The sequence below is a fragment of the Anaerovorax odorimutans DSM 5092 genome (genome assembly GCF_000426305.1).
Lineage (GTDB): Bacteria > Bacillota > Clostridia > Peptostreptococcales > Anaerovoracaceae > Anaerovorax > Anaerovorax odorimutans.
In genome coordinates this window covers 171,869-189,934 of the sequence record NZ_AUFC01000001.1, presented here as the reverse complement: position 1 = coordinate 189,934, position 18,066 = coordinate 171,869, and the positions used below count along the sequence as shown (strand labels likewise).

The following is an 18,066-nucleotide window of genomic DNA, read 5'->3' as shown; positions in this document are numbered from 1 at the left end:
TATTTTACATTTTTCCCAATATATAAATGTAAAATAAAAAGCTAAGTAATCTATCACCACTGTAATAAATACTTAGCCTGTTAAAAAAAAATATTTTTATCAAAATTAAAAAAGGATAGATATTTTAATCTACCCTGTAAGTTTATAAATATTAATTTAAAAAGTTTCCAGAAATTCTTTTACTCTTTTTTCAATATTATCCACATTAAAGACTGAAGATCCTGCCACTACTATCTCTACACCAGCATCAATAATCTCTTTTACATTATTAAGATTAACTCCGCCATCTAATTCAATAAGCAAATTAGAATTAGTAATATCTTTAATTTCCTTTAACTCCTTAACTTTATCAAGTGCTGACAAAATAAAATTTTGTCCACCAAAACCAGGATTAACTGACATTATTAATACCATATCTATATCATCAATTATGTAATCTAAAACAGATAAAGAAGTTGCAGGATTTAATGCAACACCAGCTTTAATTCCTAAGGATTTAATATGTTGAATTGTTCTGTGTAAGTGTGGGCATGCCTCAACATGTACAGTAATAAATTCTGTATTCTCAGTTACAAAATCATCAATATATAAATCCGGATTTTCAATCATAAGATGTACATCAAAAGCCAATTTTGTTTTTCCTACTAAGCTTTTCATTACAGTAGCACCATAACTTATATTAGGTACAAAATGACCATCCATAATATCTACATGAATCAAATGTGCACCTGCTTCTTCAATAGTATTTACCTCTTCGCCCAATTTAGAAAAATCCGCAGATAAAATTGATGGTGCTAGTCTAATCATAATACTTTTTCCTCTTTTCTTTAATTTCATTATATTGTGTTACATATGAGTTATATCTGGATTTATGAATCTTTCCTGAATCCACAGCCTCCCTAATTCTACAGTCTGGCTCTTTAATATGACGGCAATTATCATATTTGCACTGCCCTATAAAAGAAATCATTTCTGGATAAAAATAATGTAATTCATCTTCCTCAGCATCTAAAACGTCAAATGACGTAAATCCAGGTGTATCATATATCATACCTCCAAAATCCAGCTCAAAAATTTCTACATGTCTTGTTGTATGTTTTCCTCTATTAGTCTTATAACTAATCTCTCCTGTTTGCACATTGAAGCCTTCCTGTAAGTTATTAAGTAACGTAGATTTACCAACACCTGAAGGCCCTGCAAATGCACTCTTTTTACCTTTTAAAAGTTTTTTTAACTCATCTATGCCTTCTCCTGTGTATCCACTTACTTTGACAACTGTATAAAGATTCTCGTATACTTTCATAATCTCTTCTAATCTGTTATCCTTATCTAAATCAATTTTATTAAAGCATATGATAATTTTAGTATGAGCTTTTTCTGCCATAACTAAAAACTTATCTAAAATTATTAAATTAGGCTTAGGCTTTGCAATAGAAATAACAATAACAAAACAATCAACATTTGCAATTGGAGGCCTTATAAATGAATTTTTCCTTGGCAATATTTCATTTATAACGGCTTCTCCATCTAACTCATCGGTTTCTTCTATAATAACCTCATCTCCCACAAAAGGAGTAATACCGTTTTTCTTAAAAATTCCTCTTGCTTTACATTGATATATTTGATTATCTGTCCTTACATAATAAAACCCTGCAATCCCCTTTATAATAATTCCTTTCATTAACTAATCTCTCCACTATTGAAATTTACCTTCTTTTCAATAACCTTATCATTGTCAAAAATAACGGTAACCGTGCCTTTACCTGTTCCTGTTAAAGTAAATTCTTCTGATCCGTTGCTCCTAAATCTCTCTTCACCGCTGCATACTGTCCTTACGCCATTTTCATCCGAAATTACTACAGTTAAAAAGAAAACTTCATTTTTAGCTTCATTATAATCAATAGTCAATTTTATATCTTTAGGCCCTTCTGGTTCACTGCTTCCTTTACTTATTTTTATATTTACAGTACTGCCTTCATTTAATTCCTGACCAGCCTCATACTGCTGCCACATAACTTTATCTTTTTCATAAGCTTGACTGGATTCCTCTCCGATTTCACCTACTTGTAAACCTGCTTTTTTTATCTCTGCTTTCGCTTTTTCTAAGCTTAATCCAAGTAGATTAGGCATTTCTGCAAGATTACTGTATTTTCCATTACTTACAACCAAATCAATAGTCGTCCCCGGAGCCTGCTCGGTGTTTCCCTTTGGAGATTGGCTTATTACAACATTTTCATCAAGTTCACTATCCTGAATAGTAACTTCTCCTTTATCAAACCCATAAGCTTTTAATGAAAAAATTGCATCTTCCAAAGATTTATTTGTTACATCAGGTACGGTTCCGTACTCTAAACCCTTACTAACATTTACCTTTATGGTCTGACCTGTTTTTATCTTCATACCTTCCGGCGGATCTTGTGATACTATTCGGCCTTCTTCATATTCACTACTAGTTACTTTATCTTCAACTTCACATTCTAAATTTTTATCTTCTAATGTTTTTTCGGCTTCGCTTATAGTCATACCTACTAGCTTAGGAACTTCAACTTCCTTTTCTTTTCCAAATCCTTCTACAGCAGAAAGTATAAATTGACTTGCAGGAATTGCACAAATTAATGCCAATATAATTGCAAGTACTTTTATTTTGTTTAATCTAAATTTCTTTTTTCCATTATTATTTCTATCTTTAGTTTTGACTTTCTCTCTCATATTTTCTTCATGTTCCTTTTCTTCCTCTTTTGGCAGCTCCTGTTTTTTAGTAATATTATTATTAACGGCTTCCATTGTCATCGTAGTTCCCATACCCTTGTACATATACTGTGCACCTTCTCCAGTAAGTCCAAGCATGCTGAAAGCTGCTCTGTCTAAAGCTTCATACATTTCATCTGCGGTCTTATATCTGCTTGTCTGATACTTATTCGTAGCTTTCATAACCACTTCTTCAAGCTCTGGTATAATAGACGGCACTAATTTAGAGGGAGGGACTATTTCTTCATTCATATGCATAACCGCTACTGCAACAGGATTATCTGCATCAAAAGGTACTTTCCCTGTAAGTAATTCATACAGTACTATTCCAAGGGAATAAATATCCGATTTTTCATCTACATAACCACCCCTTGCCTGTTCAGGAGAAAAATAATGTACAGAACCCATAACAATTCCGGTCTGTCCTACAATGGTAGCTGAATTAACAGCTTTAGCGATACCAAAATCAGTTATTTTAGCAACATCATTTTCAGTTATTAAAATATTATGAGGTTTTACATCTCTATGTATTATTTGATTTTTATGAGCAAAGCTAAGAGCTAGTGCTATTTGTTTTGTAATTGAAATGGCTCTTTTTGCTTCCATAGGGCCTTCTTCTTTTATTATATCGCTTAAAACTTTACCTTCTATGAGTTCCATTACAATATAATTAATATTACCATCTTTCCCTACATCATATACATTTACTATATTAGGATGTGTAAGACTTGCTGCTGCTTGTGACTCTCTTCTGAAATTCTCTATAAACTTAACATCCTTAGTAAATTCAGGTTTTAATATTTTGATTGCAACATAACGATTTAGTACCTTGCATTTTGCCTTATATACAATGGCCATGCCGCCATCGCCTATTTTTTCAAGTAATTCATACCTGCCTGCAAGTAATCTACTACTCATATGCGGCTCCTCCTGTTCCTATCTTTAAACAAACAACGGTAATATTATCATTTCCGCCATTTTTATTTGCCAGCTTAATTAATTCATTGCTTAGACTACTCATAGTATTGTTTTTTATTGCTAATTCACATATTTTATCTTCTTCTACCTCACTGTAAAGTCCGTCTGTACATAAAATGAAAATATCCTTTTCCTTAATTTCTATTTGATAAAAATCCGGATAAATATCTATGTCTCCACCTAGGGCTCTGGTAATCATATGTTTTTGAGGATGAATCTTAGCTTGTTGAATAGTGATTGATCCATTTTTAAGCAATTCATTTACATATGTATGATCTTGCGTAATCTGAATTATGCTTTTATTTCTAATTATATATGCTCTGCTGTCTCCAACATTTATAATATAGGCTTTGCCATCTTTTATAAAAAGAATAACTATTGTAGTAGCCATACCACTATGCTGCCTATTTTCTAAAGATATCTTATATATTTTCTCATTTACATGCTTCAAACAAGTTAAAAAATATTCCCTTAGATATTCTTCTTCATAAATCTCATCGAAAGGATTTGACTTAATATATTCCGCAATGCTGCTTACAGCAGTTCTGCTTGCAATTTCACCGGAATTATGACCTCCTACTCCGTCAGCTACAATATATGTTTTATATTCTGGAATTACAAATAAAGAATCCTCATTATTTTTACGTTTTTTACCTTTGTCAGTTTTAAATCCTACTTGTACCATACTAATACCCCCAAAACTGCGTATAATATGTTTTTTAAAAAATTATTAAAGTGTGGCACGATCTTTTGATATTATGCTATTTTCCTTCTGCATCTTACAAATAAAAAAGCCATCCGAATTATTAATGTTTGGAAATAATTGTAATATTTCAATTTTTTCAAAAGATGGATTTTTTCTTAAAAAATCACTGATTACTCTTTGATTCTCATATAAAGAAATGGTACAAGTACTATACACTAATATTCCTCCCGGCTTCACATACTTTGATGAAGCACAAAGAATATCTAATTGCTTTATTGGTAATTCTTTTGTATTATCATTTCGTTTTTTATACTTTATTTCCGGCTTTCTTCGAATTACTCCAAGACCTGAACATGGTGCATCAACTAAAACTTTATCGGCTTTATCTACCATAGACGAATCAATCTTTGATGCATCCCAAGTTTTTGTTTCTATAATTGTTATGCCTAAACGTTCAGATTCTTTATCAATAATTCCTAGTTTTCTTTTATAAATATCACAGGCCTTAATAATTCCCTTATTATTCATCTTTTCTGCAATAAATAAGGTTTTTCCTCCCGGAGCAGCACAAACATCCATAACAAGATCATTAGGTTTAGGATCTAACATTTCAACTGCTAACATAGAACTTTCGTCTTGAACCGAAAACATTCCATTTTTGTAAAGATTATCTTTTAATAATCCACTTCCTTTTACATGCAATGCCTCACTGCAAAGAGCCCCATCTTTTACAGAATAATCTTTCGCCAACAACTTGTTCTTTAGGTCTTCTTTATTTGTTTTCAAATTATTTACTCTAATAACTAGATCTGGTGTTTCGTTACCACTTTTAAGTAGTTTTTCAACAAAATCCACATTATATTGCTCCAACCAAAGTTCAATAATCCAGGCTTCATAAGAATACTTAGTTGAAAGATATTCAATTTCTCCTGCATTTCTATCCGGCAATTCGATACTGTCTTTACTTCGAATATACGACCTAAGTACCCCATTAATAAAACCTTCTCTGCCTTTGCAAAATCTTTTTGCTATAACAACACTTTCATTTACAGCTGCATACTCTGGAACAGAATCCATAAATCCTAATTGATAAATTCCCATCCTAAGTATTGTTAAATCTCTTGATCTCATCTTATCTACCGGTGTATTAACAAATTTACTGATTATATAATCCAAATAAATTTTGTTTTCCAAAACACCATAAACCAGTTCTCTAACAAAAGCAACTGAATCTGGTTTTCCACATATGATATGATGGTTAAGTGCTAAATTAGAATAGGATTTTTTCTCTTCTACATCCATTAATGTAAAATACGCAGTTTTTCTATTCACATCCATTTAATCATTACGCCCCCTAATTAATAACAATCGAATTAAATTCGCAACAGAAGCAGCTAAAGCGGCAACATAAGTTAGAGCCGCAGCTGATAATACTTTTTTAGCACTGCTGCTCTCTTCCAAATATATGATTCCTAAAGAATTCATTTGGTCAATTGCTCTTTTGCTAGCATCAAATTCTACAGGTAATGTAATAGCCTGGAAAATAACTGCAGTAGTAAATAATAAAATACCTATATCAAAAACTAAAGTGCCTGATGTTCTATTGCCTGCACCAATAATAAGAAAACCTATTATTATTATCGGCCAAGATAGATTTGAAGCAACCGACACAACAGGTGCTATACTGTTTCTAATTACTAATGGTTTATAACTTTTAGCATGCTGAATTGCATGACCTGATTCATGTGCTGCAATACTGATTGAAGCAATTGAAGGTTCATTATAAACTTTTGGTGAAAGTCTCATTACTCTGTTCCTTGGGTCATAATGATCAGATAATTCTCTTTGTGTAATTTCAATAGATACATCTCTTAAACCATTCATATCCAATATTTTTCTTGCAGCCTGTGCTCCTGTCATTCCTTTTCTGTTTCTTACTCTTGCATATTTAGCATAGGCAGAATGAACTTTTCTTTGTGCAATCATTGTAAATATTATTGCAGGTATTAATAAAATAAATGTGGGATCAATTCCATAATAATACATATCTCTAAGATCCTTTCTGATATTATTTAACCTAATATAGTTTTAATATCAATCTTATTTCCCTTTAAATAATCAGCAACCGGCATAGATTTTTTACCCGGCATTTGAATTTTTTTAATTAATAGTATTTTTCCGCCTGCGGCAACTTCTATTCCTTTATCAGATACATTTAATATAGTACCGTCTTTTTCTGAGCTTTCTTTTTCTTTAGCTTCTGCTTCCCATATTTTCATAGTCTTATCATTATATATGGTATATGCTCCCGGCCAAGAATTTAATCCTCTTACAAGCCTTTCAATTTCAATAGGATTTTTTGAATAATCTATAATACCATCTTTTTTAAATATCATAGGAGCATACGTTGATTTACTATCATCCTGTTTTATTCTCTTTGCTGTTCCATTTTCAATACTTGGAATTGTATCAATTAATAACCTTGCTCCCATTTCAGCCAACTCATCATGTAATACTGATGTGGTTTTTTTATCAATTTTTGTTTTGGAAGAAGCAATCATATCCCCCGTATCCAAACCTTCTTCCATATACATAAGAGTAACTCCTGTTTCTTCTTCGCCTTCAATGATGCTCCAATGTATTGGTGCTGCTCCTCTGTATTTAGGTAATAAAGACGCATGTATATTAACACATCCATATTTTGGTATATCAAGAATGCTTTTAGGTAATATTTTTCCATAAGCCGCCACTACAATTAAATCAGGTTCAAACTCTTTTATTTGAGAAATAAAAGCTGTATCACCTTTTACTTTTTCCGGCTGTAATACTCTTATACCAAGTTCCAGAGCTTTTTGTTTTACGGCAGGAAACTGAATTTTTTTCCCCCTATCCCTTGCTTTATCAGGTTGTGTTACCACAATTGGTATTTCATATCCATTATTATATAATTGTTCTAAAGCAGGTACTGCAAACTCAGGAGTACCCATATAGATAACTTTCATATTTTCACCATCTATTCTACATTTCTAATATCAGTAGCCTTATCTATAAACAAAGTACCATTTAAATGATCATATTCATGACAAAACGCCTTTGCTAAAAAATCTTTACCTTCATAAACAACTTCTTCTCCATTTCGATTTAAGCCTTTTATCTTAACATAATTTGGTCTATCAACAATACCAATTACACCAGGTACGCTCAAACAAGCTTCTTCATCAACATAGCTGCCACTTTCCTCTACTATTTCCGGGTTAATCAATTCAAATAACTGGTCCTCTACTTCTACTATAAAAATTCTTTTTAACACCCCAACCTGTGGTGCTGCAATTCCTACACCATTATAGTATCTCATCGTTTCTAACATATCATCAAGAATCATAATAATTCTATCATTGATTTCATTTACTTCTCTTGATCTTTTCCTTAATATATCGTCACCTTCTGTAACTATATTTCTTAATGCCATTCTGTACTCCTTTAATTATTTATAAAAAACTATATGGGTTAATATCAATAGAAATTAAATATTTAGCATTTCTGTCAGTACTTATGCCCAATTTAATTTCGGTAATTATCTGTGTATATATTAATCTGTTTTCAGGCAAACATTTAATTAACAATTGATAGCGATAATGATTATTTATTTTATTCATTGGAGCAGGGTGTGGTCCAAATATATACTTTTTACTTTTATTTCCTGCTTTGTTAATAAAATCTTGTACCACTTTTTCACTTCTAAGCTGAACTTCTTCTTCCTCTTCAGATGAAATAATAATTTGTATTAAATCACTGTATGGAGGATAAAGCAACATACTTCGGATCATTTTCTCCGTCTTATAAAATTCCCCATAATCATGTTTAGCCGCAGCTAAAATAGCATAATGATTCGGACTATAAGATTGTATAATTACCCTACCAGATTCATTACCTCTTCCTGCTCTGCCTGCAGCTTGTGTAATTAGCTGAAAGGTTCTCTCAGCAGCACGAAAATCTGATATATTTAAAGTAATATCCGCTGAAATTATTCCTACTAATCCTACATTTGCAAAATCAAGACCTTTAGCTACTAATTGAGTTCCTATTAAAATATGTGTTTTTCCTTTTTTAAAATTATTTATAATTTTATCAATACTTCCTTTTCTTTTAGTAGTATCAAGATCTAACCTTTCTACAATACTTTGAGGAAATAACTTTTTAGATACTTCCTCTACTTTTTCAGTACCTACACCAAAATGTTTAATATATTTGCCATGGCACTCTGGGCATTGTTCAGGGATGTCCTCTGTATAACCGCAAAAATGACAAATAGCTTTATTATTGGATTTATGATAAGTTAATGAAATTCCACATTCTTTACACTTAAGAACATATCCACAGCTTCTGCAAGATATAAAAGAAGAATAACCTCTTCTGTTCAAAAATAAAATTACCTGTTTTTCATTATCTAAGCAATTACATATTTCGTTATATAAAGCAACGCTAAAAATGGTTTTATTACCATTTTTTAATTCTTCCCTCATATCTATGATTTGAACTTCAGGAAGATTAGCCTCATTATATCTTTTCTTCAATGTTATTTTTTCATACAAACCTTTCTCAGCTTTATATGAAGAGATTAATGATGGGGTCGCACTTCCTAATAGTACAATCCCATTATTTTGCTGTGCTCTTTTTATTGCTACCTCTACTGTATCATATTTAGGAGTTTTATCTGATTTATATGTCGTCTCATGCTCCTCATCTAAAATTATTACTCCAATATTTTCAAATGGAGCAAAAACTCCGGAACGTGCACCAATAAGAATCTTTACTTTTCCTTTCTTTACACGCATCCACTCATCATATCTTTCCCCTAATGAAAGCTTACTATGAAGTACTGCCATATTTTCTGATCCAAACCTGCCAATAAATCTTTCAATAGTTTGAGTTGTTAAAGAAATTTCAGGCACAAGCATTATTGCAGTACGTCCCATTTTAATACATTTATCAATGGCTCTCATATAAATCTCAGTTTTTCCACTGCTTGTAACACCATGTATTAAAAAAGTTTTATACTCTTGTTTCTCTATAAATGGATTTATTCTATCTAAAGCATTAGATTGTTCCATAGTCAAGTCTTTTATAGACTTATATTCTCCTTCAAAATCTTTGTACGGAGTTCTTATTTTACCTCGTTTTGATAAACTTCCGGCTGGCGTAAAACATTTTATAGAATCAATATATCTGCATATGTATTGCTGTCTTATCCATTTACATGTATTTATAATTTCTTTGTTTAAAGAAATTTCTTCATCAATATGATCTATATACTTAATCTTATTTATATTAATAGATATTTTATCTAAAACTTCAAATACGTATGCAGCCTTTGTTCTGTTTCCTTTTCCAAAAGGAACATAAACCTTATTGCCAATCTTAATTTCATCAAACTCACAAGCATAAGTATATAAAATATCAGTATTGTCATTATTATTATCTATTGCCACATTTACATATTTCATTTTATTCCTTATCTATGTTTAAATATTATAAAGAAAGAGCAAATCACGTAATCAGAGATTTCTATTTGCACATATCGGCAGTTTCATCAGATGATTCCCTGCCGATTATTTTTATACTTTCTTTGATATTATTTACAATCTCAATATATAATTCTTATAATAAAAATATATTATTTTCTTCACATTCTTTTATCATTTCTTCAGGCCATACTGAAACTTGAACTTCTCCAATGTGTGCTTTTCTTAAAAAGAACATGCATAGTCTGGATTGTCCAATTCCTCCGCCTATACTATAAGGCAGTTCTTTATTTAAAATAGCCTTATGAAATGGAAATTCTTTTCTGTCCATTGCGTCTGCAAGTTTTAATTGTCTTTCCATTGCTTCTTCGTCCACTCTTATTCCCATAGAAGAAATTTCAAAAGCAATAGAAAGAACTTCATTCCATAATACAATATCTCCGTTTAATTCCCAATCATCATAATCTGGTGCTCTTCCGTCATGCTTCTCTCCCGAATTCAGCTTTCCTCCAATCTTCATAATGAAAACAGCCTTCTTTTCTTCTGCTATAGCATTTTCTCTCTCCTTTGGAGTTTTATCAGGATATCTATCTTCAAGTTCTTGAGTAGTTATAAAATATATTTCATTAGGGAGCTCTGTTTGAAGATCTCTATATAATCTATTAACATAATCTCCTAAATTTTTTATAGCATTATATATAGTAATTACAGTTTCTTTTAAATATTTTTCTGTACGATCTGTTTTATTTATTGATTTTTCCCAATCCCATTGATCAACATATACTGAATGTAGATTATCAAATTCTTCATCTCTTCTAATTGCATTCATATCAGTATATATACCTTTTCCAGCTTCTACATTATACTTTCCAAGAGCCATTCTTTTCCATTTTGCCAAAGACTGAACAATTTCTACTTTCTGCTCATTCATATCTTTTAAAGTAAAAGTTACTGTTCTTTCATAACCATTTAAGTTATCATTTAGTCCACTTTCAGGAATAACAAATAATGGTGCAGTAACGCGTCTAAGATTTAATCCATAAGCAAGCTCCTGCTGAAAAAAATCCTTAATCTTTTTAATTGCTCTTTGACTTTCCATAAACTCAATTACAGGTGAATAACCTTCTGGTATTATTAATCCTTTTGACATTTTATTTTTCCTCCTTGTGCAAATTTACATCCGCAATATTTTTGTCTATACAGGTTATATTTTTTAGACAATTCTATTGATCTTTTATAACCATCTTTTTTCTTAAAATCTTCATTTAAAAAAACAAGCCCATATTTAACTCCTAATTTAGTTCCTATTTTACTTATAATAGCATAATTTTTATAAGGGCTCACGGTTAATGTTGTTGCAAAATAATTATAACCTGAAAGACTTGCAGTTTCAGCTGTTTTTTCCAACCTCATTTCAAAGCATTTTACGCATCTTCTCCCGCCTTCAGGCTCTTTCTCCAATCCAGCAGATACTTTATAAAATTCATCTACATCATAAGAACCTTCCATAAATGCAATTTTTCCAATAGAATCTTTACTTCCGTTATATTGATTTATAAATGAAATTTGAGCATCTTTACGCCTCTTGTATTCTTCTGTATCTGTAATATTCGGGTTATAAAAGAATACAGTTATATCATAAGAGTAAACTAACTTTTCAATGACTGAAGTACTGCAAGGACCACAACAGCTATGCAGCAATAATTGGGGCTTTATAACACTTACATCATCTAAATCATTTATACTAATATAACTATCGTTGTTTAAATTTCTTATCTCACAATGAGAATTCATACAACTATTTTCTTTGCATTTTTTCATTTCTAACGTTCTTCTTTCTTCATAAAATATCTTCACATTTATGACAAAATATTATATCATAGATTTATAAAACTGCAAAGCACATCACTATAAATGTAATACATTTTTATTAGCAATTTAAAGGTAAGGAAATAATATGTCAAATATATTTGTAAATAGTTATTTTAATTCTATAGGAAATTATTTAAAAGAAAAATTTGGGTGTAAAATTATAAAATTATCCTTAGATGGTGGTTTTACATGTCCAAACAGGGATGGCACAAAAGGAATTGATGGTTGTATTTTTTGTTCATCAGAAGGTTCTGGGGATTTTGCCAGTAATATTCCTGATCAAATTAAACTCTTATCTAAGAAATGGCCCTCAGGAAAATATATTGCCTACTTTCAAAGTCATACAAATACATATGCCCCTATTGAAATATTAAGGGAAAAATATTACGAAGCTCTTAGTTATCCAAATGTTATAGGTATAGCCATTGCAACACGTCCAGACTGCTTATCTGACGAAGTTTTATGCCTTTTAGATGAAATTAACAAAAAGAATTTTTTATGGGTAGAACTAGGCCTTCAAACCATGCACGAAGAAACTGCTAATTTAATCAACAGATGTTATCCATTATCTACTTTTGATAAAGCTATTGAAAATTTATCTAGATTAAATATAAAAACCGTAGTGCACTTAATTTTTGGACTTCCAGGTGAAGATAAAAAACAAATGCTTGAATCTCTCAAGTATGTTTGTGATAAAAATATATTCGGTATTAAAATACATCTTATGAATGTTTTAAAAAATACTAAACTTGTTGAATTTTATCCTGATAAAATTCATATACCAACAAAAAAGGAATATATTAACTTGGTTGTAGATGCATTGGAAATTGTTCCACAAAATATTACTATACACAGAATTACGGCTGATGCTCCAAGACATCTGCTTATTGCACCCGAATGGAGTTATGAAAAACGTACCATACTAAATGGAGTTAATAAAGAGTTCAAAGAAAGGCAGTCATATCAAGGTAAAAGATTAGAAAAATAATTTTTATAAATAACATAAAAAGAGGCTGACTATATTATGTCAGCCTGCTTCCTGCTATTAATCTTCTCCTAATCTACCATCATTATAATGCTTTCTGCAAAGAGATATATACATATCATTGCCGCCTACTACTATCTGTTCTCCTGTTTTAACGAATTTACCGTCAACAATTCTTGCAACCATAGTAGCTTTCCTTCCACACCAGCATATTGTCTTTATTTCCTCTATTTTATCTGCATATACAAGCATATAATATGAACCTTCAAATAGTTCATTTTTAAAATCATTTTTTAATCCATATGCAAGAACAGGAACATCACAGCTATCTACAATTTCAACAAGTTCCTGTACATGATGCTTTTTTAAAAACTGACATTCATCAATCAAAACACAATCTATTTTCTTTTCTCGATTTTTTTTCATAAATAGTTCTAAGATATTAGAGTCACTATCAATCATATCAGCTTTCCTTGATACACCGATTCTTGAAGTAATATATCCCAGCTCATATCTATCGTCAACACTTGGAGCCAAAACTAATACGTTTTTCCCTCTTTCTTCATAATTATATGCAACTTTAATCAATTCTATTGATTTTCCTGCATTCATTGTACTATATCTATAATATAATTGAGCCATTGCAACTCCTCCTCTTCTTATACTAATTATTCTAAGACAAACATTATATAAAATCAATCATAATAAAAGGACAAATTAAAAAAATAGCCCCTCGGACATACGTCTGCAAGCGACTACCTTTTATAAAGATTATGGTGCCCAGACTCGGAATTGAACCAAGGACACGAGGATTTTCAGTCCTCTGCTCTACCTACTGAGCTATCTGGGCATATAATATATTTTTGGTGGGCCATCAGGGACTTGAACCCCGGACCTGCCGGTTATGAGCCGGACGCTCTGACCAACTGAGCTAATGGCCCTTATTATTAAATGGTCGGGGTGGCAGGATTTGAACCCGCGGCCCACTGGTCCCAAACCAGTTGCGCTACCAAGCTGCGCTACACCCCGATAAGTGCATTATTATTATTTATTTGGCAGGGGTAGTAGGACTTGAACCCACGGCGCATAGTTTTGGAGACTATCGCTCTACCAACTGAGCTATACCCCTATATCATATGGCGGAGAAGATGGGATTCGAACCCATGCACCAGTTGCCCGGTCTAACGGTTTAGCAAACCGTCCTCTTCAGCCTACTTGAGTACTTCTCCAAATGAGTTTCGATCCTATTATTCAAATATGGCGGAGAGGGTGGGATTCGAACCCACGGTCCCTTTCGGAATCACTGGTTTTCAAGACCAGCTCCTTAAACCACTCGGACACCTCTCCACAATGAGTTCTACTACTTATTATTAAATTGGTGACCCATCCGCGGTTCGAACGCGGGACACCTTGATTAAAAGTCAAGTGCTCTACCGACTGAGCTAATGGGTCAAAATGGCTGGGGTAGCAGGACTCGAACCTACGCATGACGGAGTCAAAGTCCGTTGCCTTACCGGCTTGGCTATACCCCATTCTCTAAAAAAATAAATGGTGAGCCCACAGGGATTCGAACCCCGGACAAACGGCTTAGAAGGCCGTTGCTCTATCCAGCTGAGCTATGAGCCCTTAAAATGGAGCGGATGATGAGAATCGAACTCACACTATCAGCTTGGAAGGCTGAAGTTCTACCATTGAACTACATCCGCAAAATTGGAGCGGAAGACGAGATTCGAACTCGCGACCCTCGCCTTGGCAAGGCGATGCTCTACCCCTGAGCCACTTCCGCGTATAAATTGGTGGAGGGAGGTGGATTCGAACCACCGAAAGCTCAGCTAACGGATTTACAGTCCGCCCCCTTTGGCCACTCGGGAATCCCTCCAAATAATATTTAGAATAATGGAGCTGGTGGAGGGAATCGAACCCCCAACCTGCTGATTACAAATCAGCTGCTCTACCGTTGAGCCACACCAGCAAAATATATTGCTTTAATAATAAAATGTTATAAAATGTTAAATTGGCGACCTGGATCGGGCTCGAACCGACGACCTCCAGCGTGACAGGCTGGCATTCTAACCAACTGAACTACCAGGCCATGAAATTGGTGGGCGCAATAGGGCTCGAACCTATGACCCCCTGCTTGTAAGGCAGGTGCTCTCCCAGCTGAGCTATGCGCCCCGGTATGTTTCTTGTTCTTGTCTTATTTTTTACTTGACACGTTTATATATTATATAGTATTTGTTTTTCGTTGTCAAGGCTTTTTTTATTTTTATTTTTATTTTGTATTTTCATGTTTTAATTTGCGTTTGTTGTGTTTTAAGACGCTCATTTAATATACAGCATTTTTCTTTACTTGTCAACACTTTTTTTCATTTTTTTTATTTGGCTCCAAGGGTGGGGCTCGAACCCACAGCCTATCGGTTAACAGCCGAGTGCTCCACCATTGAGCTACCTTGGAACAAATTATCATGCCCTTTTTTGTGAGCCGTGTTTTATCTTAGCACAGGAAATTTACAATGTCAACTAAAATACTACAATTTACAAAAAGAATTTCTATATTATGCTTAAAATAGCATTTATAACTAAATATACACTATTTTTTTATCCTCATATAATAATAAATAATTCCCTGAAGTAATATTAGATAACAAAACTTTTAATTCATCAGTGCTTTCAATATTTACATATAATTCTAATATAATTTTATCTTCATATATGGTTTTAATAATCTTAAAGAAATCATTATTTTCAGCCATATTCTGTATTTTTCCATGATATGTATAGTCAATTTTCACAGTAAGAGTCATCATCTCTTTTGCTGAATATTTTCCAACTTCATCAAGCACCAGTTTTGCTGTTCCTGTATATGCTCTAACCAATCCGCCTGTACCTAATTTGATTCCTCCAAAATACCTGGTTACAATTACAGCAACATTTGTGATACCTTCTTTTACAAGCATTTGAATGATAGGAGCTCCCGATGTCCCTTGAGGTTCACCATCATCGCTTGCCCATTGTAATTGAAATTTATCTCCAATTACATAAGCAGGGACATTATGTGTAGCTGATTTATGTTTAGTTTTGATTTCAGAAAAAAAAGATTCTGCTTCATCTTTAGTTTCCACATGTTTTACATGAGCAATAAACCTAGATTTCTCTATTATTTGTTCTGCCATTCCTTCATCCAAGACTGTTTTATAAAGAATCATTGGTCTTGTCCTCCTTTATTATTTTTAACAATAAAGTGATTTAATCTGTTAAAATCAGCTTTTGATAATTCAACTTTAAATTTTGTCCCATTTTCTTCATAATCCATAAATATAACTTTACACTTGTTACAAAGATATGAGGAGATATCTCCTCTGTCAAAAGGAATCAGCATATTAACACTAACTCTATCTGAAAACAATTTTTCTTTAATAACATCTATGAGAAGTTCCATATTGTCTCCACGCTTTGCAGAAATACATATATTCTTTCCTCCACACAAAGAAATACAATCCTCATTTGATAATAAATCCATTTTATTATATACAATAATCTTTTCCTTATCATCTGCACCAATTTCTTTTAGAACCGAATTTGTTACTTCAATGTGGAAATTATTATTTTCATAGGAAGAATCCACAATATGCAATAATAAATCTGCATAGACAACTTCTTCTAAAGTAGATTTAAAAGCTTTTATAAGCGCATGCGGTAATTTACTTACAAATCCAACTGTATCTGCTAGAATAAATTCATAATTTTTATCTAATTTTATTTTTCTATGAGATGTATCTAAAGTAGCAAACAACATATTCTCTTCAAAAACAACTTTTTCATCCTTCTCAGTCATTTGCAAAAATTTATTCATTATTGCTGATTTCCCTGAATTCGTATAACCTACTAAAGCAACAACAGGTATTTCAGATTTTTCTCTTCTGGCTCTTTGTACACCTCTATTATTTTTTATTTCCTTTAATTCTTTTTTTATATCATCCATTCTTTTGGAAATATGCCTTCTGTCTGTTTCTAACTTTTTTTCTCCGGGTCCCCTAGTACCTATTCCTCCACCTAAACGGGAAAGAGATTTCCCAAAACCAATAAGTCTTGGTAAACGATATTGAAGTTGAGCCAATTCTACTTGAAGCTTTCCTTCTCTTGAAACAGCTCTTTTAGCAAATATATCCAATATAAGAATTGTTCTATCAATAACTCTAAGTCCTAATCTCTCCTCTAAATTTCTTATTTGCATACCTGAAAGCTCATTATTAAAAATAACAGTATCTGCTTCCATATTTTCACATAATTCCAATAACTCATCGACTTTGCCTTTTCCAATAAAGGTAGCACTATTTGGTTTTTCTTTATTTTGTACCATCTCTCCAAGGACAACAATTCCCACAGCTTCGGCAAGACCCCAAAGTTCTTTCATATAATAAGAAATATCTTCATCAATCTGAACTCCTACCAATATTGCTCTACATTCATCCTCTTTTATTATCTCATTTTCATCATTGAATTTTACCACTTATTCCTCCATATATATTTATATATTTAATAATACTCTTTCTTTATAAGCATTCAAAAATGCAGTTTTTATTACTTCTTGACCTTTTTCATTTGGGTGTATTCCATCAGCACAAAGATAATCACTATATCGAGGAATAGACAAAAATTTATCTCTGACATTAATAACGTATATATCTTTAATTTTTGCTATATGTTCTATTGCTCTAGAATATAGTTCTTGATGTCTATAAATAAAATTTTTATCACCTAAAAACTTCAATAATAATTCTGCTTTATTTTCATCTCCTTTAACAATCCAATTAAAATATCTGTCCGCATCAATAGGCGGAAGATTCATTAAAACCGGAGTTTTACCAACAGATAAAACTGATTCGATCATATCACTTATGGTTTCTATAAATTTACTGTATGAAGTATTTGGATAATGGTTTTGAAAAGGATTTAAAAATATCTTGTCCCAATCAAAATCACAATCATTTCCACCAAATTCAATAAGTACAACTTCTGAATCATCCGTACCCTTTACAATAAATTTATTTAATTTTTCCATTCCTTTTGAAACAGTACTTCCAAATTTAGAATAGTTTATTACTGCAATTTGGTTTATTTTTTCAAAAGCACTAACTGCGCTCTGCTTTAAAAACTTATATCTTCCGGCTACTTCATCATAAATAACACCTTTTAAAATTGAATCCCCAACCACACTTATTTTATTTAGTGATTTTAATTTTTCCATAATATCA

16 protein-coding genes and 16 tRNA genes are annotated in these 18,066 nt (G+C 32.1%); 1 reads left to right on the top strand and 31 read right to left on the bottom strand.

The features are described from left to right. Positions 1-156: 156 nt before the first annotated feature. The 11 genes from rpe to K292_RS0100865 all read right to left on the bottom strand — a co-directional run bounded on the left by rpe (position 157) and on the right by K292_RS0100865 (position 11,775). On the bottom strand, positions 157-807 hold the full coding sequence (gene rpe, locus K292_RS0100915; protein WP_027398254.1) for a ribulose-phosphate 3-epimerase: 651 nt from the start codon (positions 805-807) through the stop codon (positions 157-159). Further along, a complete protein-coding gene (gene rsgA, locus K292_RS0100910; RefSeq protein WP_027398253.1) occupies positions 800-1,681 on the bottom strand; it encodes a ribosome small subunit-dependent GTPase A in 882 nt (293 codons plus the stop codon). The genes rpe and rsgA overlap by 8 nt, the downstream gene beginning before the upstream one ends. Beyond that, entirely contained in the window at positions 1,681-3,666 is a 1,986-nt protein-coding gene (gene pknB / locus K292_RS15470) for a Stk1 family PASTA domain-containing Ser/Thr kinase (RefSeq protein ID WP_051280096.1), read from the bottom strand. Before pknB ends, rsgA begins: the two co-directional genes overlap by 1 nt. After that, positions 3,659-4,411, bottom strand: a complete 753-nt coding sequence (locus tag K292_RS0100900) for a Stp1/IreP family PP2C-type Ser/Thr phosphatase (RefSeq protein ID WP_027398252.1) — start codon at positions 4,409-4,411, stop codon at positions 3,659-3,661. Before K292_RS0100900 ends, pknB begins: the two co-directional genes overlap by 8 nt. A 45-nt stretch (positions 4,412-4,456) precedes the next feature. Then, on the bottom strand, positions 4,457-5,770 hold the full coding sequence (gene rsmB / locus K292_RS0100895) for a 16S rRNA (cytosine(967)-C(5))-methyltransferase RsmB (RefSeq protein ID WP_027398251.1): 1,314 nt from the start codon (positions 5,768-5,770) through the stop codon (positions 4,457-4,459). After that, on the bottom strand, positions 5,771-6,478 hold the full coding sequence (locus K292_RS0100890; protein WP_027398250.1) for a zinc metallopeptidase: 708 nt from the start codon (positions 6,476-6,478) through the stop codon (positions 5,771-5,773). It abuts the gene before it with no gap. 26 nt (positions 6,479-6,504) lie between these two features. Next, positions 6,505-7,434: a methionyl-tRNA formyltransferase gene (gene fmt, locus K292_RS0100885; RefSeq protein WP_027398249.1), complete on the bottom strand. Its 930-nt coding sequence runs from the start codon at positions 7,432-7,434 to the stop codon at positions 6,505-6,507. An 11-nt stretch (positions 7,435-7,445) separates the two neighbouring features. Further along, entirely contained in the window at positions 7,446-7,901 is a 456-nt protein-coding gene (gene def / locus K292_RS0100880; RefSeq protein ID WP_027398248.1) for a peptide deformylase, read from the bottom strand. Between the two features lie 19 nt (positions 7,902-7,920). Next, positions 7,921-9,936, bottom strand: coding sequence for a replication restart helicase PriA (gene priA / locus K292_RS0100875; protein WP_037372099.1), 2,016 nt, complete (start codon positions 9,934-9,936; stop codon positions 7,921-7,923). 154 nt (positions 9,937-10,090) lie between these two features. Then, complete coding sequence (gene asnA / locus K292_RS0100870) at positions 10,091-11,104, bottom strand: aspartate--ammonia ligase (RefSeq protein ID WP_027398246.1); 1,014 nt, start codon at positions 11,102-11,104, stop codon at positions 10,091-10,093. Then, the gene (locus K292_RS0100865; RefSeq protein WP_037372098.1) at positions 11,089-11,775 is read right to left on the bottom strand and encodes an epoxyqueuosine reductase QueH; all 687 of its coding nucleotides are present in this window, start codon (positions 11,773-11,775) and stop codon (positions 11,089-11,091) included. The genes asnA and K292_RS0100865 overlap by 16 nt, the downstream gene beginning before the upstream one ends. Positions 11,776-11,911: 136 nt before the next feature. On the opposite strand from K292_RS0100865, the gene K292_RS0100860 reads away from it, so the two are divergent. Beyond that, on the top strand, positions 11,912-12,814 hold the full coding sequence (locus K292_RS0100860; protein ID WP_027398244.1) for a TIGR01212 family radical SAM protein: 903 nt from the start codon (positions 11,912-11,914) through the stop codon (positions 12,812-12,814). 57 nt (positions 12,815-12,871) lie between these two features. Here the strand turns inward: K292_RS0100860 and K292_RS0100855 are convergent, their stop codons facing one another. The 20 genes from K292_RS0100855 to K292_RS0100760 form a co-directional block, all read right to left on the bottom strand. After that, positions 12,872-13,453, bottom strand: coding sequence for a thymidine kinase (locus tag K292_RS0100855; RefSeq protein ID WP_027398243.1), 582 nt, complete (start codon positions 13,451-13,453; stop codon positions 12,872-12,874). Positions 13,454-13,585: 132 nt separating this feature from the next. Further along, positions 13,586-13,661 (bottom strand) — tRNA-Phe (locus K292_RS0100850). Positions 13,662-13,675: 14 nt separating this feature from the next. After that, positions 13,676-13,752, bottom strand: a tRNA-Ile gene (locus tag K292_RS0100845). An 11-nt stretch (positions 13,753-13,763) separates the two neighbouring features. Then, positions 13,764-13,840: transfer RNA gene (locus tag K292_RS0100840), tRNA-Pro, on the bottom strand. A 24-nt stretch (positions 13,841-13,864) separates the two neighbouring features. Further along, a tRNA-Trp gene (locus K292_RS0100835) sits at positions 13,865-13,940 on the bottom strand. A gap of 8 nt (positions 13,941-13,948) precedes the next feature. Further along, a tRNA-Ser gene (locus tag K292_RS0100830) sits at positions 13,949-14,040 on the bottom strand. Positions 14,041-14,069: 29 nt separating this feature from the next. Next, a tRNA-Ser gene (locus tag K292_RS0100825) sits at positions 14,070-14,158 on the bottom strand. Between the two features lie 29 nt (positions 14,159-14,187). Continuing rightward, positions 14,188-14,263 (bottom strand) — tRNA-Lys (locus K292_RS0100820). A gap of 4 nt (positions 14,264-14,267) precedes the next feature. After that, positions 14,268-14,343, bottom strand: a tRNA-Gln gene (locus K292_RS0100815). 17 nt (positions 14,344-14,360) lie between these two features. Then, positions 14,361-14,437 (bottom strand) — tRNA-Arg (locus K292_RS0100810). Between the two features lie 6 nt (positions 14,438-14,443). Next, positions 14,444-14,517 (bottom strand) — tRNA-Gly (locus K292_RS0100805). Positions 14,518-14,522: 5 nt separating this feature from the next. Beyond that, positions 14,523-14,597: transfer RNA gene (locus K292_RS0100800), tRNA-Gly, on the bottom strand. Positions 14,598-14,605: 8 nt separating this feature from the next. Further along, positions 14,606-14,690: transfer RNA gene (locus K292_RS0100795), tRNA-Tyr, on the bottom strand. 18 nt (positions 14,691-14,708) lie between these two features. Further along, positions 14,709-14,783 (bottom strand) — tRNA-Thr (locus K292_RS0100790). Positions 14,784-14,826: 43 nt separating this feature from the next. After that, positions 14,827-14,903, bottom strand: a tRNA-Asp gene (locus K292_RS0100785). 7 nt (positions 14,904-14,910) lie between these two features. After that, positions 14,911-14,986: transfer RNA gene (locus K292_RS0100780), tRNA-Val, on the bottom strand. A gap of 205 nt (positions 14,987-15,191) precedes the next feature. Then, positions 15,192-15,266 (bottom strand) — tRNA-Asn (locus K292_RS0100775). Between the two features lie 124 nt (positions 15,267-15,390). Continuing rightward, a complete protein-coding gene (locus tag K292_RS0100770) occupies positions 15,391-16,017 on the bottom strand; it encodes a YigZ family protein (protein ID WP_027398242.1) in 627 nt (208 codons plus the stop codon). Continuing rightward, positions 16,014-17,321: a GTPase HflX gene (hflX, locus tag K292_RS0100765; RefSeq protein WP_245570810.1), complete on the bottom strand. Its 1,308-nt coding sequence runs from the start codon at positions 17,319-17,321 to the stop codon at positions 16,014-16,016. The genes K292_RS0100770 and hflX overlap by 4 nt, the downstream gene beginning before the upstream one ends. A gap of 18 nt (positions 17,322-17,339) precedes the next feature. After that, on the bottom strand, positions 17,340-18,059 hold the full coding sequence (locus K292_RS0100760; RefSeq protein WP_027398240.1) for an SGNH/GDSL hydrolase family protein: 720 nt from the start codon (positions 18,057-18,059) through the stop codon (positions 17,340-17,342). Between the last annotated feature and the right edge of the window lie 7 nt (positions 18,060-18,066).